Below are 24641 nucleotides of genomic sequence, written 5' to 3' on the forward strand. Positions count from 1 at the left end.
ACGTGTTGACTGCAAGAGATCTGGAGATGAGATTGACATAACCTATCCGCAAAGGATGAGTTCGTCTACAACTCAATGCATAGTTCGTGTGGCTATTTGGTTAACTTTTCGTGACCCGGTAAGTAGTCAAAGTTGGATCGCTGGCGTAGGCAATTCGCACTCCAGCGGCGTTTGTAGCCGCTAAACCTTCAATTATAACTTTAGTTAATAATTCACCTGGCGCTACCACAGCAACACCTGGGGGATATGGCGCAATTAAGTCGGCAGATATTCGGCCAATGGCCCGCGTAGCAGCCACCATTTCAGTGTCGGCAAAGTATGCATCGCGCATTGACAGTGCAACGGTGGGAACGACTGACCAGCTAAGAGATGTAGCTGAAGTGCGAGGGGCTTTTTGCTCTGCTTTTAAGATTGGGATCAGCGCTTTGGCTAGTTCATCGAATTCCAGCATTGAATCGGCAAGGGTGGCTAAAAAGACAATGGTGTCGTTGTCTGCCATTTCTACTCGAATGTTGTGCAGCTGAAGTGCTTTTTCTATCTCAACTCCTGAGGCACCTAATTGATTAGCGCGTAAGACAACTTTTGTGGGATCAAAGCGGCCAATCGGAAAGTCACTAGGGTTGAGAAAGATAGGAAGGTCAAAGTGCGACTGAACTTCGTTTTTGAAAGCTTTAACATCTGCAACAAGTTGTGCAATTAACTCCTGACCACGAGTTTGCAAGAGCGCTCGGCAGCCATCAATGGATGCCAAAGGAGCACCGGCTGGGGAAGTTGTGTGGGTTGTTTCGAAACTTTGCTCGATTCGATCAAGATTTAAATATTTTCCTTGTGCGATTAGAAGCGCCGATGCACTATAGCCGGGTAGTGCTTTATGTGTGCTTGTAATTAACGCATCGGCCCCCATAGCTAAACAGTGTGCAGGAACGGAGGTAGAAAAACCAAAGTGGCCGCCCCATGCTGCATCGACTATGACTGGGATTGAATGGGAGTGTGCCACAGTAATTAGTGATGGAAGATCTGACAAGGTACCTAAGTAGCCAGGTTCGGTTAATAAAAGTGCGATTGGTTTTTGTTCAATTACTCTTTCAAACTCGGCAACTCGAATCCCAATGGGTATGCCAGTTGCCACATCGATTTCAGGTGATAACCAGATGGGCTCTAGTCCAGCTAACACAAGTGCGCTTAAGACTGAGCGGTGGGCGGTGCGAGATAAAGCGACTTTATCTCCAGGTTTTCCAAGGGCCAAAATAATCGCTTGATTTGCATGAGTGGATCCACCCGTTGAAAATCGAGCGTAGTTAGCGCCCCACAGTGCGGCAGCTAATGTTTCTGCTCGTCGTAATACCTGATTGGTCAACTTAATTTCATCAAGACCACCATATAAAGGAGTATCGCCATCAACTACTAAACCAAACCCCTCATCTAAGCGTGCCGCCCGCTGCTTGTGTCCCGGAATTGTGAAAGGAAGGCGCTTGTGTTCGAAATATGAAAGATAGGCATCTAATAACGGTGCCGAAACTCTCAGTGAACTCATGGCACTAGCCTAACTTTTAGGGCGATGCATGGGAAATATGGCCTTAGACTTTGACCATGAACACATTGACTAATCTGACCCAAGAACGTCGTCTGGTTACTGCAATACCGGGACCAAAATCTATTGAGGCGCTTAAGCGTCGCAGTGAGGCGACTTCTGGAGGATTGGGAATGGCTATTCCTGTCATCATCGAGCGGGCTAGTGATGCGATCCTGCTCGACATTGATGGCAATCAAATTATCGATCTGGGCTCAGGTATCGGTGTTGTAAATGTCGGCAACTCAGCTAGCCGCGTAGTGGATAGAGTTATAGAACAGGTGCAGGCATTTACGCATACATGTTTCACCGTTGCTCCTTACATGAACTACATAGAAGTCTGCGAAAAATTAAATGCAATTACACCGGGAACTCATAAGAAGAAGTCGCTTCTCGTTAACTCAGGTGCTGAAGCCGTCGAAAATGCCGTCAAAATTGCGCGTCATTACACTAGGCGTCCGGCCATTGTCGTTTTCGAACACAGCTATCACGGACGAACAAATTTAACGATGGCATTGACTGCCAAGAACATGCCTTACAAAGAGGGCTTCGGTCCATTTGCCCCTGAAATTTATCGCGTGCCTATGCCGTATTCATTTCACTGGGTTGGCGATTCCGCAACGATTGCCCACGATGCGATCGAAATGGTTACACATAAAATTGATAAAGAGATTGGTGCACACAATGTTGCCGCAATTTTAATTGAACCAATTCAGGGCGAAGGTGGGTTCATAGTTCCACCTAAGGGTTTTATGCCCGCGCTCGCCAAGTACTCGGCGGAAAATGGAATCGTATTTATCGCCGATGAGGTGCAAACAGGATTTGCCCGTACTGGTCATATGTTTGCCGTCGAAGATGAAAACGTCGTACCCGACATTATGGTGACCGCTAAAGGAATTGCCGGCGGACTTCCGCTGGCTGGCATCACTGGTCGGGCCGAAATAATGGATTCAGTACATGCCGCAGGACTCGGTGGAACTTTTGGTGGAAATCCAATCTCATGCGCCGCAGCCCTCGGGGCACTTGAAACGATGGAGGAAGATAACCTCGTCGCTCGTGCCCAACACATTGGGAAAATCTTGGGTGATTCATTGCGGGCTCTGCAAAAGAAATATCCAATTATTGGCGAAGTTCGCGGACGTGGTGCGATGCAGGCAATTGAATTAGTCGAGGCTGGGACAAAGAATCCAAATACTGCAGCTATGAACTCAGTTGTTAAATACTGCCAGAGTAAAGGCGTTTTAGTTTTAACCGCTGGAACGTATTCAAATGTGATTCGATTCTTACCACCGCTTGTCATTACCGACGAACTACTAAAAGATGCGCTCAACGTCCTTGAAGAGGGCTTTGCCTCACTCTAATCATTAGTTCTGTGCTTGATATCTCTTGATCATCCTCTAGCGCTTTCAACCGGTGAGAGGAGAATTTAACTGTGCAGAAACTATACACATATTGAAGGGGGTTTGAAATGACCAGAAAATATATTGTGACTGGTGCAGCTTCAGGAATCGGTGCAGCGACCGTTGCTTTATTAAAAGAGCGAAACGAAATCGTTTTTGGCATAGATATTCATAACGCCGATATTAATGCTGATTTAAGTACCAAAAAAGGCCGCTTGGATGCTGCGGCAAAATCAATTGAAATTTGTGGTGGAACAATCGATGCGGTTATCGCATGTGCTGGATTGGTGCATCCAATTGCAAAGACCGTATCGGTTAACTTCTTCGGCGTAAGCGAATATCTGACAGAAATATTACCAGCGTTAACTAAGAGCTCCTCGCCTAGAGTAGCAATTACATCTTCAATGGCATCGCTGATGCCTAACTCATCTGAACTAGTTGATGCCATGTTGACACTCGATGAGAACAAAGCAGTTGCCATTGCTCAGGGCTTAGTTGATAAAGGCCATTCTGAGGCATCCCTGATTTACGTATCTACAAAGCGAGCCGTGAGTCGCTGGGTTCGTCGAGAATCTATTAAGCCAGAGTGGGCAGGAGCAGGAATTCCACTAAATGCTGTCGGCCCTGGAATCGTAGAGACTCCAATGGTTGCCAACATGATTGCAACGGCGCAGGCGCGCGCAGCAATCGACACCATGGTGCCTATGCCATTGAATCACTACTTAAAGCCACGCCAAGTTGCATATCTCTTGGTCTGGCTTACAAGTTTAGAGAATACACATACAACCGGACAGACAATTTATATCGATGGTGGCTCAGATGTCACCTTACGCGGGGACGATATTTGGAGTTAATCCAAGTGTGAGTGGTATCGGGCTAAATCCTCTTCACTTACTTCGGGCCAATCACGAGCGGCTGCTCGGACTCCGTGGTTTTTGAAAGCGTTTATTTTGATTTTCATATCAGGATTGATACTTTTAAGCCAGACCGCGGTCTTAATTAACTCTTCATCTGAATCATTGTGGCCTGGCACAAGCAGTAATCTCACTTCAAAAAGTCTATTGATTGAGTCAAGAAATTTAATTGACTCCAGAACAACTTCATTTGAGTTTCCCGTCAAGGCGATGTGACTAGCATTATCGAGCGCCTTTAAATCAAGCATGACACCATCGGTAAAAGGTGCGAGTGTCTCCCAAATAGATTCTGGTGCATTGCCATTACTGTCAATAAAAGTTGTTAGGTGGGCAAACTCCGGTGAACTCTTAATCTCTGTAAAGAGTTCGAGAACAAACTCATGTTGGACTGTTGCCTCACCACCTGAAACTGTTATCCCTGAGATATATGGCATCGCTACTCGAATATCATCGAGGACTTCGGACACGCCCATCACTCGTGCCTGTGGCGTGTGAAGTGGAATTGTTTGTGGATTATGGCAGGGTAAACAGTTGAAGTTGCACCCCTGCAGAAAGAGAACGAATCGATTTCCAGGACCATCTACCCAGGAAAAAGGGATGATGCTAGCTACTTGTGCTTGGTGAGCTCTCAGCACTCGTCACCCTTTTCACTATGCGTTGATCAACATGTGAATCTGCAACCGAACCAGCGCCTAAATACGTACTTGAATGGCGCGCACTCGGCATTTTCGCAAGATCTGATTTGCGTACTAAATAGCCTGTTATACGTATGAAGTCGTTGCTATCTAAATTGAAAGTGAAATCACGCATCCCGCTTTTGAATGCCCCACGAATAACATCGACGACGGCCTGTGGATTTTTAACAGCAGTCTCATCGAAGGATAGAACATCACTGATTCCCGATTGGAATAAGTGATGGTGGCGAGCGACGGTTTTTAAGTGGGAGATTAGCGAAGGCTCAGTGCCGATAGGAATACGTGTTCCTGCCGTAACACCAATATCTAAATCAATACCCGATTGTGAATGCAAGAAGGCGAAACCGTTGTTGCCCTTGCAATAAGGCATTTTGCGCTCGGCGACCCAAGCAGATATAAAGGATGTAATTCGATAGCCCAAGTCATCGGCGAGCAGACTATGTCCATACGTACCCTCCTTGCCATCGCGCACCATTAACGCATTAACTGCTTCAGCTAAGCCGAAGATCCCAAACATTGCAGAAAACTTATCTAATTCAAGTAAACCCTCTGCAACGAGCCAGTTAGATTCAAAGAAGTGCGACTCTTCAACGAGAAAGAGAATTCGTGATTCCATCAATTCGGCCGTCAAATCTAGGTAGTAAGGAAGAGTTGTGGCAAAAAAAGATTCAACTCCGCCCTCTCCGGCGTCGACCGTCGCTTTTAGATTTATTCGGACAAGAGTGTGCGAACCGCCTCCGATTTTAAGTGAGTTATAGCAACTCACCGCAGCGTAATCGGGGCCTAAATCAGATTGCATCATGGGGTCATTGATGAAGTGAGGTTTTCCACATGCAAAGACGGTTTTAACCGCATCCAGAATGTATTCATTACTTGTAAGAACAGGATCAACTTTAAGAGAAATATTTGGAACAACTTGTAAGAGCTCTCTTTCCAGAGTAAGTATCATCTTTGAAACACGGTTATAAACGGGGCTCAAATTCGTGTGCGCAAATGCATCGGGGAACATGCGATCAAGGCTGATCCAGAAGCGCTTCAATTTTGAATACAAATCTTCATCAACAACACCTTCAACATAGGGCAGCAATAACGTGTCTAAATCGCCAAAGTAAACTGGATATCCAGTAATTGAAGGTGTAGCCGAGTACATAATAAGTAAAAAAGCCAACGCATCATCTAAATCTTTAGCTGGTGGAAGCTCTAAAAACTCCGAGCCACTGACTAACACTTTTTTGTAGTCTGGCAGTAAATAACGTGGCCTGTACGGCGCGCTTCCCTCATACATATCGCAGATAATTCGACTCGAAAGTGCATCACTACACTGTTTTCGAACCGCGGGTGGATCCAAGAGATTCTCAGCTAAGTTTGCAAGTCCTGCAACACGTTGGCGATATGTAAATTTTGGATTTGTCACCATTGAACGAATATCTTCTAGCGATGTCATGCTTTTATTTTAAGTTCAAATCAATGATAAAACGCTAGAAATAGCACTCATTCACGATGCGAAGCGCTTCAGAGAGTGTTGGCGCTCAACATCAACTCTCTAATTTGTACCCTAGTCCTCGAATTGTCTGAATCAATACTGGATTGGCAGGGTCAACTTCTAACTTCGAGCGCAAACGTTTAATGTGGACATCTAGAGTCTTGGTATCTCCAAAGTAATCTCCACCCCACACGCGATCAATTAACTGCGAACGCGTTAAAACGCGTCCAGAGTTACGCATCAGGAACTCGAGAAGCTCAAACTCCTTTAACGGAAGCGCGATAGGTATGCCATGATTAAAAGCCTGGTGGCGAGCGGTGTCCAACTTAATCGCTCCAACAGTAATTACTTCCAGATCACCATTTAAATCAGCATCTGAAATCCCGCGGCGAAGTACGGCTTTGATACGTGCTATTAACTCGCGTGAAGAGTATGGCTTAGTTACATAATCATCGGCACCAAGCTCGAGCCCAACCACCTTGTCTATTTCAGCATCTTTGGCCGTCAACATAATTATTGGCACTTGTGAGGTTGTCCGGATAGTACGGCATACGTCGACCCCTGAGATTTCAGGAATCATGAGATCAAGGAGAATTAAATCAGCGCCCTCTTTGGCGAAGGTATTGAGTGCGGCGCGTCCATCTTCGGCAACGCTGACTTCAAAGCCTTCTTTACCAAGTAGAAAAGCCAACGCCTCCGAAAACGAACTCTCATCTTCAACGATCAGTATTTTTGTCATTGTGTACCTTCTGCTTGTGAATCATAAATTGGTAATCGAAGTGAAAAAGTGCTTCCCACATTTTCAACACTCCACAGTGTTACCTCGCCACCATGCTTAGAGGCGACATGTTTTACGATCGAAAGCCCTAACCCTGTTCCACCAGTTTGTCGTGAGCGTGCCGGATCAACTCGATAAAAACGCTCAAAGATTCGATCTTGCTCAGACTCCGAAATTCCAATTCCCTGATCAGTAACTGAAATATCAATTATTCCATTTTCAATATTTGTAGATATTGAGACTTTAGTTCCCTCAGGGGAGTAGTTAATTGCATTTTCAATCAGGTTATGAACCGCCATGATCAATTGATCTCGGTCTCCGAGAACTACTGCCGATGTAGACTCTAAATAAGTGACTGTTATACTCCGATTATCAGCAGATATTTGACATTGATCTATTGCTTCGCGAATCAAGTACTCCACGCCAACTTCTTGAGCGAGTTGTAATGGGTCAGAGTCTTGTACGCGTGATAAGTTAATTATCTCTTGAACCAGATCTGTTAAGCGTCTAGCTTCAGACTGCATTCGTGTAGCGAATTTAGCAACTGCATCAGGGTCATCTTTGGCCCCTAAGACTGCCTCACTCAAAAGCGATAATGCTCCAATGGGGGTTTTTAACTCATGAGAAATATTTGCAACGAAGTCACGTCGCACATCGTGCACACGTTGGGCTTCACTTTCATCACTAACTAAAACTAAAACTAAGTCATCTTTTGTTAGAGGTAAAACCTTTACAGTCAATTCGTGCTTACCTTCACCAATTGGGCCGCGGGGAAAATCAATCTTTCCAACTTGTTGGCTATGAGTGCGACGAACTACACGGATAGTGGCCAATAGTTCAGAGCTCTGAATCCGCTCATCCTTGAGTACCCCAAGAAGTTCTATACCTGGGGTGGTGAAGATTGGGATTTCGCCAGGGGCTAAAATCATTGAGTCGCCGTCGAGCAGATTAAGTGTTTCCAGAAGCATCTCTGGTAAGGCGCGCGGGTCAAAATCAACTGAGTCCCTACGCAAGAACTTCATGCCGCAACTCTATAGGCTAAAAACGCCAGTTTACCTTCCGTTCACCGAAGCGTGGCCCGCTATTCACTATCTACACATAGGTTTTGCTCTATGGCACTTATTAGATCGGTTTTCCAAGACGAACTCGACAATGTTTCCCAATCACTTGTAGATCTTACCGAAATGGTATCAACTGCAATGTCAAAGGCAACTTCGGCAATATTGAACTGCGATTTAAAACTAGCTGAAGAAGTAATTGCAAATGATGAAAAAATAGATAATTACCAGCATGAAATAGATTCACGAATCATTGATATTATCGCGCGCCAGCAGCCTGTTGCCTCAGATTTACGTGCACTTGTCACCGCCCTGCGTATGGGTTCGGATTTAGAGCGAATGGGAGATCTTGCCCATCATGTTGCTAAGCTCGCAAGACTTCGCCATCCAGAATGTGCTATTCCGTCTGAGTTAATTCAGTTAGTTACTGAAAAAGGTAAGGTTGCAGTTGCGCTTACTAATAAGACAGGCGTGGTAATTGCAACGAGAAATACTGACATGGCTCTTGAAGTTGAACGCGATGATGACGAGATGGATGACCTTCATCGTAAACTCATTAGCTATTTGATCGAACCTAATTGGAAGCACAGTATAGAAAGCGCTATCGATTTAACTTTGTTGGGTCGGTATTACGAACGATATGCAGATCATGCAGTATCGATCTCTCGCCGAGTGTACTTCCTTGTGACTGGAAAGTACGCCTCATAAATGTCAATTCGAGAGTTAGTCAATCCGACTCCAAGAGAGTTAACAACAAAACCCCGGCGCTCGGATCAGATTTTCCGTGGAATTGTAACTGTTGGGGGAATGGCTTCCTTAGTAATTCTTGGCTTGATTGCGCTATTTCTTTCACTCAAAGGAATTCACATTCTCCGTGAGGAGAAATTTAATTTCATCACTAGCTCTAAGTGGGAAGTCATCACTGATGACACGGGTTCCATTGCAGAGTCCTCATTTGGGATTGGTGCGATGTTGGTTGGTACATTCCTTTGTGCACTCATTGCAATAATCGTTGGCGTCCCAATTGCAGTATTGAGTGCGCTCTACCTTACTTTTTATGCAAAAGGGGCTGCCAAGAAAATTCTGGTCTCACTTATCGACCTGATGGCTGCCTTCCCATCCTTGCTATATGGCTTTTGGGGCTTTTTTATCTTTATGTCAAGTGCTGAATATTGGGCAAAACTTTTAAATAAATACTTTGATTTCATACCTTTTTTCAAAGTGCCGGCACCAATCTTTGAGCGGTCACCCTTTATTGCAGGCTTAGTTCTGGCAATCATGATCATTCCAATCGTGACATCGATATCACGAGAGATTTTTGATCAAACACCTCTTGATCGGATTCAGGCGGCATACGCACTCGGTGCATCAAAATTGGCGATGATTCGTGCAGTTGTGATTCCTTATGGTCGGGGTGGAGTTATCGGTGGTGCGATGCTTGGTCTGGGTCGAGCGATGGGTGAGACTGTGGCTGTATATACAGTCCTCAATGTTGTCTATCAAATCAACTGGCAGGTGCTCTTTGGCGCTGGAGGAAATGTAGCTTCACTTATCTTGCTTAAATTTGGTGAGGCCGGTCCATATGAGGTAGACGCTCTCATGGCGGCCGGACTGATTCTCTTTGTTCTCACATTATTTGTTAATGCCTCCGCGGACCTGTTGATAACCCGTTTTGGAGGTAAGGGACGATGAGTGTAAATGTTGAACCCCAACCACAAAAACCTTGGGAAACAACCAACAAACAACGTGCTTCTACCGCATCGCTTCTTGCTATTGCTGCGGCGTTGAGTTGGTTACTAATTGCTGTAACGGGTTTAAACGGAAAGGCGGGATATTTTTCTGCATTTTTCGTCACTGCAGCCACACTAGTTTTTATTCAGCAACTGAGATTACGCAATTTAGCAGCGGCGAAAGACTCACTACTTAGCAGTTTTGCACTCCTCGGTATGGTGATTACCGTAATTCCAATTGTGAGTATCGTCGCGACAGTCATCGTGAAAGGTTACAAAGGAATTCACTTCGGTCTATTTTTTAATGATATGTCTTTGAACTCAGTTAACGATCCAATAAATCAAGGTGGATTGCTTCACGCTTTGGTTGGAACAATCATTATGGTCGGCGGTGCTCTAATAATTAGTTTCCCAATTGGAGTCTTAACCGCATTGTATTTAACTGAAATCCAAGGCAAGTTATCTAAGCCGATTAAGTTTTTAGTTCAAGCAATGAGTGGAGTTCCCTCCATTGTGGCAGGGTTATTTATTCTCTCGAGTCTTGTATATCCGGTAACAAAATCTCTCTCTGGATTGATGGGCTCATTTGCGCTGTCGATTTTAATGATTCCAACAATTGCGCGCACCGCAGAAGAGATGCTGCGTTTGATTCCCCATGAACTTCGTGAGGCAGGTGTAGCACTTGGCGGAACTCAGTGGCGAACAGTTGCAGGAGTTGTGCTGCCTGCTGCAAAAAGTGGGCTAGTAACGGCAGTTATTTTGGGCATGGCGAGAATTATTGGTGAGACTGCGCCTCTTCTCCTGGTCTCTGGTGGTGGAGACTCACTTAACTTGAATCCGACCTCCGGAGCAATGGGATCTCTTCCATATTACATCTGGAAGGCATTTCTAACTGGTGGCACCGACGAGGCCTTCGCTCGAGCATGGGGAGGACTTTTAGTTCTCCTTGCCTTCATCTTTATTTTATTTGGCTCAGCGCGCTTAATAAGTGGAAGAAAGGTTATGTGACATGGGTATTGAGAGTACTGATGAGAATGCAATTCAAGAGGAACACAACAATGACAAGGCAGTGGAGAAAAATATGCAAACTCAAGTAACTCCCAGCTCCCTTGCAACGGTTGCTGGAAATCGTGAAGCGAGAATTCCAGGCAGTGAAATGCTTGGAATAGGGCTTGAGACCCGGGGAGTACATGCCTGGTTTGGGAAAAAGCACGTTCTAGCAGATGTATCTCTAGATTTTGCCGCTGGAACTGTCACTGCATTAATTGGACCTTCAGGCTGTGGAAAATCAACTTTTTTACGGACTCTCAATCGAATGCACGAGTTTATTCCGACAGCCGCCCTTGCAGGACAGGTATTACTTGATGGTCGAGATATTTATGCACCTGGCACCGATGTGACGAAGATTCGCCTTAACGTTGGAATGGTTTTCCAGAAGCCCAATCCATTTCCATCAATGACAATTGGTCAAAACGTTTTATCAGGCCTCAAACTTGCCCAGATAAAGCGAAGCAACACAGATGATTTGATGGAGTCTTGTTTGGAGCGGGCAGGATTGTGGAGTGAGGTTAAGGATCGACTCCACGAGCATGGCGGATCTCTCTCAGGCGGTCAACAGCAACGCTTATGTATTGCTCGTTCACTGGCAGTTGAACCACAAGTTCTATTGATGGATGAGCCTTGCTCGGCTCTTGATCCAGGATCTACTTTTAGAATCGAGCAGACGATTTCTGAACTAGCAAAAACGATGACGATTATCATCGTAACCCACAACATGCAACAAGCCGCCCGAGTCTCTGACTACACAGCATTCTTCCTCTCAGATGGCGGCCCGGGGGTCATGGTTGAAGTGGCACCGACCAGCAAAATTTTCTCGGCACCTGTTGATAAACGTACTGAGGACTATGTCACTGGTCGTTTTGGTTAACTCTAATTGTTCACTTAAGGCATACTCAGATTTAACCTGCTTCTCACTCTTTGGTCACCAGCGCTCAATACCTTTATAGAGGTAAATGATCTACCCTCCAACGAAAGGTTCACTATGAAGTTTTCTACAAAAGCAAAAGCGTTTGCTCTTGCCGCTTTAATTGCAGTCGCAACTGCTCAGCCTGCACATGCAATTGATCTAACTGGATCCGGTGCATCATTTGTGGATCCGCTTTTGCAAGCATGTAAGGCAGATTTTGCCAAGGCAACTGGCCATTCATATGTTTACTCATCAACTGGTTCGGGCACTGGTAAGAAAAATGCAGACTCTAAAATAGGAGATTTTTGGTTTTCTGACTCAGCTCACACTGCATCAACAAAGCGTTCAACAGTCTTCCATGCGCCTATCATCGCTGCACCTATTGCAGTACTGGTTAATCTTCCAAGAAAGAAAGATATCTATTTGAGTTCTACAACAGTTGCAAAGATTTTTGCGGGTGAAATTACAAAGTGGAATGATCAAGAAATTGCTGCCGATAATAACCGTTCCGTTACAACTACTATTTATCGCAAAGACTCAACTGGAAACGTCAAAAAAGACAGCAAAGGAAATCCAATAGTTCTCCGAACTGGTAAAAAGACTATTTATTACACACTTCCTAACAAGCCAATCAAGGTGGTCTTTCGTGCCGATGGCTCTGGAACTTCAAATAACTTCACGACTTGGTTAAATGGTGTGGCACCTACTGTTTGGACTAAAAAGGGTAATGATGCGTTTACCACTGCATTCCCTGGCGACATTAATGCTCCTTCAAATATCGGTCGAATAGTCGGGGCAAATGCTTCTCAGGGTATTGCAACTCTCGCAGCAAAGACACCTTATTCAATAACCTATGCAGAGAAGAACTGGGGCGATGCTTATGGTCTTCGAGCAGCATATGTAAGTAACTCAACAGGTCAGTTCGTTTTCCCAGATTCTGCCGCTGTCTCTGCATTTTTAGGTGAAGCCAATCAAGATGAAAACGGAATCGTTACATACGATTACTCAACCAAGGTTGCTGGCGCATACACACTAGGAATCGTTTCCTATATGTTAATTGAAACCTCTTATGCAGATAAAGCAAGAGGGGCGGCAGTTAAGGAGTTGGCTGAATTTATTCTTTCTCCTGCATGTTCAGCTAGTGATCCAAAGCTTGGCTATGTTGTTATCCAAGGTACTTTCCTTGCTAAGGCGAAGTCACTCATTGCAAAGATGAATAAGTAAGAGGTTTACACTCTTTAACTTTCGAGGGTTGATAATGAAAGGGCGGCCGCAGCGATGCGGCCGCCCTTTCATTGACTAGACTGTAAAAACCTGTGAGCTTTTGGGAATTGTTGCCTTCCACCCAAGTTCTTTTTCTATCCGCGACTTCATTGTCGCCTGCGAATCCGCCTCACCGTGGACTATAAAAGTATTAGTAGGTTTGGAAATCTGACCCAACCATAAGATTAGTTCGTCAGAATCGGCATGGACTGAAAAACTCTCAACTTTACAGATGTGGGCATTGACTGGAATCCATCCACCATGAATCTTGACCGCTTTTTGACCATCCTCTAATTGGCGTCCCCGTGTTCCTGAAGCTTGAAATCCAACTAAAATGACGGTGTTCTTTTCATCTGGCAAAAGATTTTTAAGATGGTGAACTACACGACCGCCAGATGACATGCCACTTGCGGCAATCAAAACTCCTATTCCCTCTTGATCTTTGAGGGATTTAGAATCCTCGGTAGTGGCTAACTGTTTTAGCGCACCTGCATCAAATGGATCTTGGTTGCTCCATTGTTGGCTAACACCTGGACGAATCTCTTGGGAATTTTCAGCAATTGCCCGCCTGTAAAGCTCGAGTGCAGCGATTGCCATTGGTGAATCAACATATATAGGAAGTGATGGAATTTTTTTCTCTTCAATAAGTGCACGAAGGGCCATTAAAATTACTTCGGTGCGATCAACGGCAAAGGCAGGGATCAGAATCTTGCCACCGCGTTTTATGCCGGCATTAATCTCATTGGCAAAACTTTCGGCCGTTGTATCGTGCACTCGATCTCCATACGTTGACTCGGTTACAACCGCGTCGATTCCAGAAGCAGGAGGTTTATCTGGAACAGAGAGAATCGGATGGTTGTCGCGTCCAAGATCACTTGTGAAGAGGATGGTTTTATCCCCGACTTTCAGAACGATAAAACTAGAGCCGAGAATATGTCCTGACGGGAAAAATGTAACCGTCACATCTTGAGTAATTTGCACCGAGATTCTAAATTGGTGTTCGCTGAAAAGCTTAAGTGTCGCTTCTACATCTTGGCTACCATATAGCGGTTTTGGATCGAGATATTCGGAGTATTTTTTTTCAGCAGCAAATTTTGCATCTAACTCCTGAAGATGGGCAGAATCTCGTAAAATTATTGTTGCAAGCTCATTGGTGTAATGTGTCGAGTGGATTGGATTTCTATACCCTTGTCGCACTAATAAAGGTAGATAGCCACAGTGATCTAAGTGCGCATGAGTGAGCACAACTGCATCGATCGTTTTCACATCAACTGGAAATGCCTCCCAGTTTTTCTTTCTGATCTCTTTAGTTCCCTGAAACATTCCACAGTCCACAAGTATTTTACTTAACGACGTAGTAACTAAGAAGCGACTACCTGTGACTGTTTCAGTGGCTCCTAAAAATGTGATTGTTACATCACTCATGGTTTTAAGCCTATCCCTTGACCTAGGAAGTAGTCTGTAGTTATGAGGGCGGGAGTTCTAAATAGAGGGCTATTACTCATAGCATTGACCTTGTTATCACTTGGTTTTTTCAATGAAGTGTTGTGGGGGATAGCTGCCATTCTTGGGTTAGTTCCCGCATTTGCGTGGGTATTAATAGATTTACGTAGAAAAACTTTTGGCTCTGATTTGCTTGCAGTTCTTTCTCTGTGGGCAACGCTGTTAACTCAAGAGTTTTTCGCAGGCGCAGTGATTTCACTAATGTTAGCCACTGGTCGCGTTTTGGAAAGTTGGGCAGAAGGCCAGGCTGAACGACAACTCAAATCGTTGCTCGCAAGAGTTCCACAACTTTCTCGCAGATTTACATTAACTGGTGCAATTGAAGAGATTGATATCCGTGAGATTAAAGTTGATGACCACTTATTAGTGCGTGCAGGTGAAATCACACCAGTTGATGGCACGTTGCTTACTTCCGCCACTCTTGATGAGGCGGCTTTAACTGGCGAACCACTGCCAGTGGTTCGACACGTGGATGCACATATTCTCAGTGGAGTTGTAAATGCAGGAGATGTTTTCGAGTACCTTGCAACAAATACGGCGGAAGAAAGTACTTATGCGGGAATAATCAAAATGGTGCAGTCGGCCGAAGCTCGAACATCTCCCGGTGTAAGGATTGCAAGTAAGTGGGCCATGGCATTCATTCCACTTGCACTTATTACTGCAGGTTTGGCGTGGGCGATAACTGGTGAGGTAAGCCGAGCAGTTGCAGTGCTGGTTGCCGCAACGCCATGTCCGTTAATTTTGGCAGTGCCAATCGCAGTTGTTTCAGGGTTATCTAAGGCGGCCAAGCACGGCGCGATAATAAAGGGAGGTGGAACTCTTGAAGCCCTTGCCCGCGCTGAAGTTGTTTTACTTGATAAGACTGGAACCATCACCCACGGTGGTCCAATTATCGATGAGATCGTTGTTCCAGCTGGATCACGCAGTCAAGAGGTTTTGCAGTTAGCTGCCTCAGTGGATCAGTACAGTCAAAATATTGTTGCTAAGGCACTGGTGCTTTCTGCACAAGAGATGAAGTTAGAACTTTTAGTGGTCAGCGAGGTTAAGGAGGTTCCGGGTCACCATATTTCTGGAGTTATCGATGGATCTGAAATCACTGTTGGTCAATTAACCGTGGTTGCACCCGACTGGCTGACTCTGACACATCCTTTAGTGGTAGCAGTCAGACGTGACGGCGTATTAATTGGTGCAATCGGACTAAACGATCCGCTTCGTCCAGAATCTAAATCTGTGATTGAACATCTTCGGCGCATGGGAGTGCAGCGAATCGCACTTGTGACTGGGGATAAAGATTCGACCGCCAAGGAAGTTGCGACCTCGGTGGGTATTACAGAGGTGTATTCACATGTGAGCGCACGGGGCAAGTTAGATTTAACTGAAAAATTGATGGAGAACTCTCGTGGAAGTGTGATTGTTGTGGGCGATGGAATCAATGATGCACCTGCATTAGCGATGGCTCATGTTGGGGTTGCAATGGGGGCACGTGGTGCAACGGCAGCAAGTGAAGCCGCTGATGTGGTCATTGTTGATGATTCAATTGAAAATCTTGCTCAGGCAGTTGAGATTGCTCAACGTTCGAGAAGTAAAGCCATTGAAGCCGCGTCGATAGGTATGTCACTTTCCTTTCTGGTCATGCTTGCGGGAGCTTTTGGCTTTGCAACAGCTAGCGAAGGTGCACTTGCTCAAGAGCTCATTGATGTAGTCGCCATTCTCTGGGCACTCACGGTTTTGAAGGACAAATAACTCCGAAACCTTTTAAATCCCTACTTATATTTTTACTTGCGTGGCCTTAAAATCCGAGGATGTCTAAACCTCTCGGAGCTTCGTACTGGAAGTTGTGGATCGCCACTGCAGTGTCAAACCTGGGTGATGGCGTGTCTATGGTGGCCTACCCCTGGCTCGCATCCGCCGTTACGCGCTCGCCATTATTAATTGCCGCCGCCGGTTTTGCCTCCCGTTTACCGTGGCTGATATTTACTTTGCATGCAGGTGTACTCACCGATCGCTTTGATAGGCGCAAACTCATTGTCGGTATGGATTTCATGCGGGGGATTCTCACGGTTTTTGTTGGTGTAATTGTGTGGAGTAATAAAGACACACTTCCCTCACTCAATGACTTAACGACGATTACCGATCTGGAAACTAACTGGTCTCTCTATTTAACGCTTGTGTTTACTGCATTTCTATTTGGCCTTGCCGAAGTTTTGAGAGATAACAGCGCACAGACATTGATGCCAGCAGTGGTTGATAAAGAGAATTTAGAACAAGCTAATAGTCGAATGTGGTCGGCTGAAGCTCTGACCAATAGTTTTATCGGTCCACCATTGGGCTCACTCTTAATTGGTGTAGCGATATTCCTGCCCTTCTTCTTTGATGCAATCTCTTTCTTTATTGCAGTGGCCTTAGTCGCATCTCTTGCTGGAAGCTTTAGACCAATTGAAAGCGATGAGCCTCGGGAAAAAATTAATTTTAAAGCTGAAATTAAGGAGGGTTTTGCATGGTTATGGGCACATCCACTTCTGCGTCCCATGGCAATTATTCTGGGCTGCTTAAATGGACTAGGAACTATGGTCGGTGCCGTCTTTATTCTTTATGCTCAAGAGGTTTTACATACCACCGTATTCATTTTCGCAATTCTTGGAACAGGTGCTGCTATTGGCGGAATCCTTGGTGGAATTTTTGCTCCTAAAATCTCTGCTGCATTAGGTAGTGGCCCTTCGTTATCTCTCGCTCTTGCATCGGGGCCAATTGGTAATCTCATTATCGGCATGACTACTTCTTGGCAGGTTGTTTGGGTAGTGACCGCCTTTGAAACTCTCATAGCTGTTCTCTGGAATACAATCACCGTTTCGCTTCGCCAAAGCATCATTCCAACGCATTTACTGGGGAGGGTGAACTCCGTCTATCGTTTTTTTGCATGGGGATCGATTCCAATTGGAATGCTTCTTGGTGGTGGAATGGTCACGGTTTTAGCTCACTACTTTTCTCGCGAGAGCGCCTTACGAGCGCCCTTTTTCGCCTCAGCCATATTGGGTTTGGTCTTACTTGTCATAGCCTCCCCCCGTCTGACCACGGCGAAAATTGATGCATCCAGGGTCAATTCTGAGAATTAATTAAGTAAGGAGTAACTACTTGCGAAATCGTTATAGAACTGTAGCGAAATCGTTACAGAACTGTAGCCTCATAACAGGCTCGTATATCTTGCAAAACACGCTTAACCTAGGGCAGACTCATTCCACCAAAGGCAAAGGTGTGGGGTGGGTCGACTCTCCACATCAAGCCTCAATTACCCTCGAGGAGATCAAATGAAACTAACACGCAGTGCAAAGTTTGCACTCGCTGTTGCTGCTTCAAGTGCGTTGGCGTTATCACTGTTAACTCCAGCACATGCGGCAACTCGTTCAACCGTAGTTGTTCATGATACAAACTCATTAACTGGATTTAACTCAAGCACTCCTGATACCAACCTCACAATCAATGCGGCTGTTGGTTATCTTTCAGGAATAGGTTTCAATTACTATAATGATCAGAAGAATGTGGTTCAGAATAAGGTCTTCGGTTCGTACAAGATAGTCAAGAATAAGTCCGATGATTTCCGTGTCCAGTACACAGTTGCGCCTGGACGTGTCTGGTCAGATGGAACACCAATTACAGCTGTGGATCTTCTACTATCACATGTACTAAGTAGTAACGCCTATTCAAAGGCTGCTGGATTAGGCGATCCTGACGGTGATGCAGTTCCAGCATTTAACTCAAATGGTTATGGTGGAACATATAGCGACAATATCGTTGGAGAGCCAGTTCTCTCTTCCGATAAAATGTCAGTGACACTGCAATACAAGAAGAGAATTGCAAACTGGGATCTATTTGGTCCTGGACCATCACCAGTTCACACACTGGTCTTGATCTCTGAAGGAAAGAAAGCTCTTGGATCAGTTGCTGAAAACAATGCAGCACGTGATCGCTTCCTGACAGCGTACAACACAAAGAACACTGCAACCTTGAAGGCAATCGGCAAGGTCTGGTCAGAGGCTTACAACATCACTGAGGTAAATGCTTCTACTAACCCACTTCTTTTTGTCGGTAACGGTGGATTTTTAGTTGAAAGCGCAGTGACAAAGTCTTCGGTTACCTTGAAGGTCAACCCTAAGTACAACTCAGGTCCTGCGTTAAGCGGAGGAATAGATACAGTTATCTTTAAGTTCATCTCAGATGGAACTGCGGCAGCACAAGCGCTAGCCAACGGTGAGATTGATATCTATCAAGGCCAAGCAACGGCCGATGCTGTTGCTGCGCTAAAGAAGCTAACGAACGTCACCATTAAGGGTGGAATTCAATCCTGCTACGAGCACTGGGACACTCGCGTAAATGCAGCCCCAGGGCAGCCTGATTACAACGGAATCTTCAAGGGACACGGAGGAAAGGGTGCAGATCTTCGTAAAGCATTCCTTCTTGCTATTCCTCGTGAAGAGATCACTGAGAAGTTAATCCGTCCAATCAACTCTGATGCAGTCGTCCTTGGATCAACTTTCCTTGCACCAGGTCAAGAGGGATACGATCGCCTTAAGGCGACAAATGGATCTAATTTCTATGATGGAGATCAGGACCGAAAGAATGCCAAGGCACTTCGTTTAATTAAGAGGCACTTCCCAACGGCAAGTCCAAGTAATCCTATAAAGGTGAAGGTACTTGTTCCTGGAAACAACGCTCGCCGTGCTGCAGAGTTTGCTCTTGCTAAGGCAAATGCAATTAAGGCAGGCATAGATCTTCAAGGAGATGTTCAAGCAGCGTGGAGCCCAAGAATTCAGCTTTCTGAGTACGATGCAATGTTCTTTGCATACTGCCAGACAGCTGTTTCACAGGCAGGCACAAATGCTAACTTCATCATCGGTGGAGGAAATAACCGTACCGGAGTGGCATTGCCAGAGTTGGATGCAATTCTCAACAAATTGCAATTTCCTCTGGAGAACCGCCAAATGGTCTCTTTGATGATTCAAGCAGAGCGCATTATTCACCGTGAGGGACTGACAGTTGGAGTCTTCCAGTTCCCAGCAGTGACCGCCTATAACAAGGAACTCAAGGGAGTAAAGCCAGCACCACTAAGCCCAACTCTCGTGTGGAACTATTGGGATTGGGCCTACTAATAACTATTCAATAGTTATTATCCGAGCATAGAGATTATGTAAGGACCAGATTCGTAAAAGTGGAGTGGCACTCGTTAAGTTAAATACGGGTGCCACTTCCGCTACGATTGGATGAAATAATGAGTTTGATTACTCCAAGAAAAGATGATTTGAAGGAGAAGTGATGCTGGGCTACATCATGCGCCGAATTGGTGTTTCCATAATGATTTTATTTGGATCTAGTTTTTTAGTTTACAATTTAGCCGCTTACGCTAGTGATCCACTTGCTGAGCTTCGCCTGAGCGTCGACGATGGCGCTCGACAGCAGATAATCGCATTAACTCGTGACCTACAACTCAATGTTCCACCCCCGCTTCGCTACTTTCTCTGGCTAAAAGGCATTCTTGGTCTCTTTGTTGGAAAATTAAATATGGGTATGACTCGTGATGCCTCATCAGTTCAAGAAGAGCTGGCATTTGCTATCCCAGTCACCCTGCGATTGGTCCTAGTCGCCTCAATTACCGCACTTCTGCTGGGACTCGCACTTGGAATAATCTCTGCTCTGCGTCAATACAGTCGCTTTGATTATGGAATGACTTTTTTAGCCTTTCTTTTGTTCTCCCTCCCAATTTTTTGGGTTGCAGTGCTTTTAAAAGAGTTTATGGCGATTCAATTTAACAATTTTTTGAGTGAACCAAATATCCCTCTCAAGTGGATGTTAATTTTCTCCTGCTTTACTGGAGTTTTTTGGAGCTCCCTCTTTGGCGGTGAACGCAAGCGGTTTTGGAGCGTCTTTGCTGGCGCCTTTGCAACGAGTTTTGTGATTTTATGGGCAATTGATTTAACGGATTGGTATCTACATCCGGGACTTGGTCCAATACTTATCGGGTTTCTATCCGTTGGAATTGCCATGGGTGTTGCGTCGATTTCAACTGGCCTTACAAATATTCCCGCTCGAAACGCTGCACTTACCATGGCGGGGTTAGCTGTGCTCTGGTACTACCCTGCGCAATGGGTATTTAATAACTACGGCTCTTATCTTGTTACTCTTCTAATGCTGGTATTAATTGTCGGGACAGGATTTATCTGTGCATCGATCTTTAGTAAAGTTGACCGTGGCCCAATAGCCCGGACAGCGATAATAACAGGGGTAATCTCGGGTTTTCTTATTTTCATCGACCGAGTAATGCAGAGTTGGCAGCCATATTTTCTAACCGATGCTGTCAATGGGCGTCCCGTACCAACGTATGGCCAACGCAAGGATCAATTAGTCACAGATGATTTCTGGCTAAATAATCTCGACATTATTATGCACTTAATCTTGCCTACCTTAGCCCTAATCCTCATCTCTCTTGCTGGATGGATTAGATACTCACGCGGAGCGCTTTTAGAGGTTCTCAACCAAGATTACATTCGTACGGCAAGAGCTAAAGGTTTAAATGAACGTACAGTTATTACTCGCCACGCACTTAGAAATATGATGCTCCCGCTATCAAGCTTATTCGTTGGCGAGTTTGTCGGTCTCATTGGCGGGGCGGTCATTACCGAACGGGTATTCGGATGGCAAGGTATGGGAACTCTAGGAATTAGGGCGATTAATAGTTACGACTTGAATCTATTGATGGGCGTTAACTTACTTTTGTCCATATTAGTTGTATTAGGGAATTTGTTAGCAGATTTGGTCTATTCAGCATTGGATCCTCGCATTAGATTGGTCAAAGAATAATGAAGCTATTTAGTCGCAGAGAGAAGCCAATGGGCGAAATTCTCAGTGGTGGTGAAAGCGCCATTGCAAATAAAGAGGTAGAGGGATTAAGTCTGGGTCAGATTGTTCGACGCCGCTTCTTTCGACATCGAGCTGCAGTTATTGCACTTTTCCTTCTTTCCAGCGTCATTGTTTTTGTTATGTCGGCCCTTGATACCAAGATCGGTCCGCTAAGGATTCCGGGCTGGTGGAGATGGACGGTCGAGGATATTCCCGATCTACGTTTTGAAGACTGCCCTGGGGGAACAACTGGATGCCCGACTCTGTCGATAAATCCTCTCTCAAATTTTGGAATGGGAACTCACCCATTTGGCCAAGATGACATTGGCCGCGATTATTTTGCACTAGTGATGAATGGCGCACGGCGCTCACTCATGATTATGTTTATTATTGGAATTCTCGCAGGCTTCATTGGAGTCGTTGTTGGATCTATCTCCGGCTTTTACGGTAAAGGTGTCGATTCAGTACTTATGCGCTTAGTTGACTTCATCCAAACCGTCCCAATCATTATCATGGCGGCAGTTATCGGCAAGGCCTCTGGTCGGGTTGGTCCAGTTTTTTTAGCGCTCTTCCTAGGGTTACTCGTGTGGACTGGACTGGCTCGTTTGGTTCGCGCGCAGTTCTTGTCTCTGCGTGAAATGGAGTTTGTCGATGCCGCTCGTGTTGCTGGTGCATCAAATGCTCGAATTGCCTTTAAACATATCCTACCTAACGCAGTTGGTCAGATAATCGTTTCTGTGACCTTATTGATGGCTGGTGCTATTTTGACAGAGACTGCGCTCTCTTACCTTGGCTTCGGAGTAGTTGCTCCAGATGTGTCATTAGGTTTACTGATTAGCCAATACGAGTCCTCATTTACTACGCGACCTTGGCTTTTCTGGTGGCCAGGATTCTTCATTATTACAATTGCCTTATGCGTTAACTTTATTGGGGACGGACTGCGAGATGCATTTGATCCACGTCAGCGACGCCGAATTACTAAAAAGGATCGCCTTAAAGCTAAGTTCGAAGTAAAGGCAGGTTCATAAATATGAGTACTGAAAATGTTCTTGAGATATCGGATTTTAATGTTGATTTTTGGGTAGATGGTGTTTGGTATCCAGCTGTAATCGATATGAATCTTGGATTAGCCGCCGGCAAGGTAACTGCAATTGTGGGTGAATCAGGCTCTGGAAAATCCACAACTGCACTTGGTTTAATGTCTTTACTAGCCTCCAATGCACGGACTAATGGCAGTGTAAAGGTAAAGGGCGAAGAGATGGTCGATGCAAAATCCGCTATCCTACATAGGTTTCGTGGGCGTGAAGTAGCATATATTTTTCAGGAGCCAATGACCGCGCTCAACCCGCTGTACACGATAGGTTTTCAAATAATTGAGACCCTAAGGAATCACTTTGATATGGGACCAAAAGAAGCTCAAAAACGAGCTCTAGAGTTAATAGAAATGGTTGATATTCCAGAACCAGAGAAATCAATAAATAAATATCCCCATCAACTATCTGGTGGGCAACGGCAGCGGGCAATGATTGCACAGGCACTCGCATGCGATCCTGCATTGCTCATTGCCGATGAACCGACTACCGCCCTTGATGTAACGGTTCAAGCTGAAATTCTCGATTTAATGCGGGGGCTCAAAGATAAACTCAACTCCGCAATCTTGCTCATCACTCACGACATGGGAGTTGTGGCCGATATGGCCGATGAGATTCTTGTTATGAAGGATGGAATTACCGTCGAACATGGAACCGCCGATCAAATCTTTAATAAGCCACGACACCCATACACGCAGCAGCTATTAAGCGCAGTACCAAAATTAGGTTCTAGTGTAAAACGCGTTCTTGCCTATAGGGAGGATGCAAAGCCAGCTCCTGTTTTAAAACTTACCGATGTCACAATTGAGTACCCAAAACGCGGACGTGTTCCAGCATTTACTGCGGTCAAGAACTTCAATCTAGAGATTTATCCTGGTGAAATCGTTGGCCTGGTTGGCGAATCGGGCTCTGGTAAGACAACTGTCGGCCGCGCAGCGATTGGTTTATTGCCGGTAAAAACGGGAAGTATTGAAATCGTCGGAAATGAAATCGCTGGCGCTAACCAAGCTCAATTATCTGCCATTCGCCGCCACACAGGAATTGTCTTTCAGGATCCAGCATCTTCTCTCAATCCACGATTACCTATTGGGGAATCCATTGGTGAACCAATCTATTTAGCAAAAATAGCAAAAGGCGCCGACCTCGCACGAATGGTTGAGGAGCTACTTGATCAAGTAGAGCTTCCTCGTAGCTACCGAAACCGCTACCCGCATGAACTCTCTGGAGGCCAGCGCCAGCGCGTGGGAATTGCCCGTGCACTTGCCTTGACACCAGATCTTTTGATTGCAGATGAACCTACCTCGGCCCTTGATGTATCGGTGCAGTCGCGCTTTTTAGATCTTCTTACAGAGCTTCAGGAAAAATTAAAGTTTGCCTGTCTCTTCATTAGCCATGATTTAGCCGTTGTCGATATTTTAGCTCACCGCATTGCGGTGATGCAGAACGGCCTACTTGTAGAAGAGGGCGATCGCGATGATATTTTGCTGCGTCCACAAAATGATTACACACGTCGATTAATTTCAGCCGTTCCGGTACCTGATCCTGCCGAACAGCGCATTCGTCGTGAGGCTCGTTTAGCTGCTAAAAATTAGTTCAGCTTGTGCGCAAAAACTTTGAGCTCACTCTGTATGAGGATTCTGCTGAATTAGTTGTTGGCGCAACCAATGAAGCAATAGAAGTGATTGCGAGCCGGCTTGCAGAAAAAAGAGTTTTTCATATCGCTCTAACTGGAGGTCCACTTGGAACTGAGTTTGCCCAAAAATTAGTTAAATTAATAAACCACGCAGGCGACTTAACGGGTTTAAATATTTGGTTTAGCGATGAGCGTTTCGATACCTCAGATAGCCCATTGCGTAATTCACGGCCAGTTCGGGATGGTTTAATTAACTTCTCAGTTACGGTTCATGAAGTGATGTCATCTGATGAAGGCGTGAGCGTTTATGAAGCTGCTAACTCGTATGAAGCTCAACTTCGAGATGTCACGATGGATTTGTGCATATTAGGCCTCGGCTTCGATGGCCACGTAGCCTCTCTTTTCCCCATGCACTGGAATTCGCAAGAAACAGAAGCGGCTATTGCAGTTGCTGATTCACCGAAGCCGCCCCCTGAACGCGTTTCATTCTCAATGGCATTCATTAACTCATCAGACCAGGTTTGGATAATTGCCAGCGGAAAAATCAAAGCCGTTGCAGCTAAAGCGGTTTTAGAGGCCGATACATCCGTACCAGCTGGACACGTACAAGCCGCTGGATTAACTCGCCTATTCCTTGATTCTGAAGCCTTTTCCAACGGGTGAGTTGAA

General features: G+C 45.3%; 20 protein-coding genes. 14 read left to right on the forward strand and 6 right to left on the reverse strand.

The features are described 5' to 3' along the window. Positions 1-100: 100 nt before the first annotated feature. Complete coding sequence (locus tag Q8K48_04520; GenBank protein MDP1851662.1) at positions 101-1534, reverse strand: aminotransferase class V-fold PLP-dependent enzyme; 1434 nt, start codon at positions 1532-1534, stop codon at positions 101-103. A gap of 56 nt (positions 1535-1590) precedes the next feature. Between Q8K48_04520 and gabT the strand changes: the two genes are divergently transcribed. Together gabT and Q8K48_04530 are read left to right on the forward strand one after the other, a co-directional pair. Then, entirely contained in the window at positions 1591-2931 is a 1341-nt protein-coding gene (gene gabT / locus Q8K48_04525; protein MDP1851663.1) for a 4-aminobutyrate--2-oxoglutarate transaminase, read from the forward strand. 107 nt (positions 2932-3038) lie between these two features. Beyond that, the gene (locus Q8K48_04530) at positions 3039-3824 is read left to right on the forward strand and encodes an SDR family oxidoreductase (protein MDP1851664.1); all 786 of its coding nucleotides are present in this window, start codon (positions 3039-3041) and stop codon (positions 3822-3824) included. On the opposite strand, the gene Q8K48_04535 is transcribed toward Q8K48_04530, so the two are convergent. The 4 genes from Q8K48_04535 to Q8K48_04550 form a co-directional block, all read right to left on the reverse strand. Then, a complete protein-coding gene (locus Q8K48_04535) occupies positions 3821-4519 on the reverse strand; it encodes a radical SAM protein (GenBank protein MDP1851665.1) in 699 nt (232 codons plus the stop codon). The genes Q8K48_04530 and Q8K48_04535 overlap by 4 nt on opposite strands. Beyond that, positions 4488-6023, reverse strand: coding sequence for a YjjI family glycine radical enzyme (locus tag Q8K48_04540; GenBank protein ID MDP1851666.1), 1536 nt, complete (start codon positions 6021-6023; stop codon positions 4488-4490). The genes Q8K48_04535 and Q8K48_04540 overlap by 32 nt, the downstream gene beginning before the upstream one ends. A gap of 91 nt (positions 6024-6114) precedes the next feature. Then, positions 6115-6801 carry a response regulator transcription factor gene (locus Q8K48_04545; protein MDP1851667.1) on the reverse strand — a complete coding sequence of 229 codons (687 nt, stop codon included), beginning with the start codon at positions 6799-6801 and terminating at the stop codon, positions 6115-6117. Then, the gene (locus tag Q8K48_04550; protein ID MDP1851668.1) at positions 6798-7862 is read right to left on the reverse strand and encodes an ATP-binding protein; all 1065 of its coding nucleotides are present in this window, start codon (positions 7860-7862) and stop codon (positions 6798-6800) included. The genes Q8K48_04545 and Q8K48_04550 overlap by 4 nt, the downstream gene beginning before the upstream one ends. Before the next feature lie 90 nt (positions 7863-7952). Between Q8K48_04550 and phoU the strand changes: the two genes are divergently transcribed. From phoU to Q8K48_04575, 5 genes are all read left to right on the forward strand, one after another. Continuing rightward, positions 7953-8606 (forward strand): phosphate signaling complex protein PhoU, encoded by a 654-nt coding sequence (gene phoU, locus Q8K48_04555; GenBank protein ID MDP1851669.1) that lies wholly within the window; start codon positions 7953-7955, stop codon positions 8604-8606. Beyond that, a complete protein-coding gene (gene pstC, locus Q8K48_04560; protein ID MDP1851670.1) occupies positions 8607-9590 on the forward strand; it encodes a phosphate ABC transporter permease subunit PstC in 984 nt (327 codons plus the stop codon). It abuts the gene before it with no gap. Continuing rightward, positions 9587-10636: a phosphate ABC transporter permease PstA gene (pstA, locus tag Q8K48_04565; GenBank protein MDP1851671.1), complete on the forward strand. Its 1050-nt coding sequence runs from the start codon at positions 9587-9589 to the stop codon at positions 10634-10636. The genes pstC and pstA overlap by 4 nt, the downstream gene beginning before the upstream one ends. 148 nt (positions 10637-10784) lie before the next feature. After that, positions 10785-11555: a phosphate ABC transporter ATP-binding protein PstB gene (gene pstB / locus Q8K48_04570; GenBank protein MDP1851672.1), complete on the forward strand. Its 771-nt coding sequence runs from the start codon at positions 10785-10787 to the stop codon at positions 11553-11555. Positions 11556-11669: 114 nt separating this feature from the next. Continuing rightward, on the forward strand, positions 11670-12818 hold the full coding sequence (locus Q8K48_04575) for a substrate-binding domain-containing protein (protein MDP1851673.1): 1149 nt from the start codon (positions 11670-11672) through the stop codon (positions 12816-12818). Positions 12819-12893: 75 nt separating this feature from the next. Here Q8K48_04575 and Q8K48_04580 read toward each other — a convergent pair whose 3' ends face one another. Next, a complete protein-coding gene (locus Q8K48_04580) occupies positions 12894-14282 on the reverse strand; it encodes an MBL fold metallo-hydrolase (protein MDP1851674.1) in 1389 nt (462 codons plus the stop codon). 42 nt (positions 14283-14324) lie between these two features. Here Q8K48_04580 and Q8K48_04585 point away from each other — a divergent pair, with 42 nt between their 5' ends. From Q8K48_04585 to pgl, 7 genes are all read left to right on the forward strand, one after another. Continuing rightward, positions 14325-16103 (forward strand): heavy metal translocating P-type ATPase, encoded by a 1779-nt coding sequence (locus Q8K48_04585; protein MDP1851675.1) that lies wholly within the window; start codon positions 14325-14327, stop codon positions 16101-16103. A 59-nt stretch (positions 16104-16162) separates the two neighbouring features. Then, positions 16163-17473 carry an MFS transporter gene (locus Q8K48_04590; protein MDP1851676.1) on the forward strand — a complete coding sequence of 437 codons (1311 nt, stop codon included), beginning with the start codon at positions 16163-16165 and terminating at the stop codon, positions 17471-17473. Between the two features lie 192 nt (positions 17474-17665). Continuing rightward, positions 17666-19504 carry an ABC transporter substrate-binding protein gene (locus Q8K48_04595; GenBank protein ID MDP1851677.1) on the forward strand — a complete coding sequence of 613 codons (1839 nt, stop codon included), beginning with the start codon at positions 17666-17668 and terminating at the stop codon, positions 19502-19504. 163 nt (positions 19505-19667) lie between these two features. Further along, the gene (locus Q8K48_04600) at positions 19668-21209 is read left to right on the forward strand and encodes an ABC transporter permease (protein MDP1851678.1); all 1542 of its coding nucleotides are present in this window, start codon (positions 19668-19670) and stop codon (positions 21207-21209) included. Then, on the forward strand, positions 21209-22276 hold the full coding sequence (locus Q8K48_04605; GenBank protein MDP1851679.1) for an ABC transporter permease: 1068 nt from the start codon (positions 21209-21211) through the stop codon (positions 22274-22276). Before Q8K48_04600 ends, Q8K48_04605 begins: the two co-directional genes overlap by 1 nt. Before the next feature lie 2 nt (positions 22277-22278). Beyond that, positions 22279-23931 (forward strand): ABC transporter ATP-binding protein, encoded by a 1653-nt coding sequence (locus Q8K48_04610; protein ID MDP1851680.1) that lies wholly within the window; start codon positions 22279-22281, stop codon positions 23929-23931. 8 nt (positions 23932-23939) lie between these two features. Further along, on the forward strand, positions 23940-24635 hold the full coding sequence (gene pgl / locus Q8K48_04615) for a 6-phosphogluconolactonase (protein ID MDP1851681.1): 696 nt from the start codon (positions 23940-23942) through the stop codon (positions 24633-24635). Positions 24636-24641: the final 6 nt, after the last annotated feature.

The sequence above is a fragment of the Candidatus Planktophila sp. genome, assembly GCA_030681675.1.
Taxonomy (GTDB): Bacteria; Actinomycetota; Actinomycetes; order Nanopelagicales; family Nanopelagicaceae; genus Planktophila.

Excerpts from the sequence above, each read along its gene's own strand:
- Q8K48_04520 (MDP1851662.1), bottom strand. The coding sequence starts at position 1,534 with ATGAGTTCACTGAGAGTTTCGGCACCGTTATTAGATGCCTATCTTTCA.
- gabT (MDP1851663.1), top strand. The coding sequence starts at position 1,591 with ATGAACACATTGACTAATCTGACCCAAGAACGTCGTCTGGTTACTGCA.
- Q8K48_04530 (MDP1851664.1), top strand. The coding sequence starts at position 3,039 with ATGACCAGAAAATATATTGTGACTGGTGCAGCTTCAGGAATCGGTGCA.
- Q8K48_04540 (MDP1851666.1), bottom strand. The coding sequence starts at position 6,023 with ATGACATCGCTAGAAGATATTCGTTCAATGGTGACAAATCCAAAATTT.
- Q8K48_04545 (MDP1851667.1), bottom strand. The coding sequence starts at position 6,801 with ATGACAAAAATACTGATCGTTGAAGATGAGAGTTCGTTTTCGGAGGCG.
- Q8K48_04550 (MDP1851668.1), bottom strand. The coding sequence starts at position 7,862 with ATGAAGTTCTTGCGTAGGGACTCAGTTGATTTTGACCCGCGCGCCTTA.
- phoU (MDP1851669.1), top strand. The coding sequence starts at position 7,953 with ATGGCACTTATTAGATCGGTTTTCCAAGACGAACTCGACAATGTTTCC.
- pstC (MDP1851670.1), top strand. The coding sequence starts at position 8,607 with ATGTCAATTCGAGAGTTAGTCAATCCGACTCCAAGAGAGTTAACAACA.
- pstA (MDP1851671.1), top strand. The coding sequence starts at position 9,587 with ATGAGTGTAAATGTTGAACCCCAACCACAAAAACCTTGGGAAACAACC.
- pstB (MDP1851672.1), top strand. The coding sequence starts at position 10,785 with ATGCTTGGAATAGGGCTTGAGACCCGGGGAGTACATGCCTGGTTTGGG.
- Q8K48_04575 (MDP1851673.1), top strand. The coding sequence starts at position 11,670 with ATGAAGTTTTCTACAAAAGCAAAAGCGTTTGCTCTTGCCGCTTTAATT.
- Q8K48_04580 (MDP1851674.1), bottom strand. The coding sequence starts at position 14,282 with ATGAGTGATGTAACAATCACATTTTTAGGAGCCACTGAAACAGTCACA.
- Q8K48_04585 (MDP1851675.1), top strand. The coding sequence starts at position 14,325 with ATGAGGGCGGGAGTTCTAAATAGAGGGCTATTACTCATAGCATTGACC.
- Q8K48_04590 (MDP1851676.1), top strand. The coding sequence starts at position 16,163 with ATGTCTAAACCTCTCGGAGCTTCGTACTGGAAGTTGTGGATCGCCACT.
- Q8K48_04595 (MDP1851677.1), top strand. The coding sequence starts at position 17,666 with ATGAAACTAACACGCAGTGCAAAGTTTGCACTCGCTGTTGCTGCTTCA.
- Q8K48_04600 (MDP1851678.1), top strand. The coding sequence starts at position 19,668 with ATGCTGGGCTACATCATGCGCCGAATTGGTGTTTCCATAATGATTTTA.
- Q8K48_04605 (MDP1851679.1), top strand. The coding sequence starts at position 21,209 with ATGAAGCTATTTAGTCGCAGAGAGAAGCCAATGGGCGAAATTCTCAGT.
- Q8K48_04610 (MDP1851680.1), top strand. The coding sequence starts at position 22,279 with ATGAGTACTGAAAATGTTCTTGAGATATCGGATTTTAATGTTGATTTT.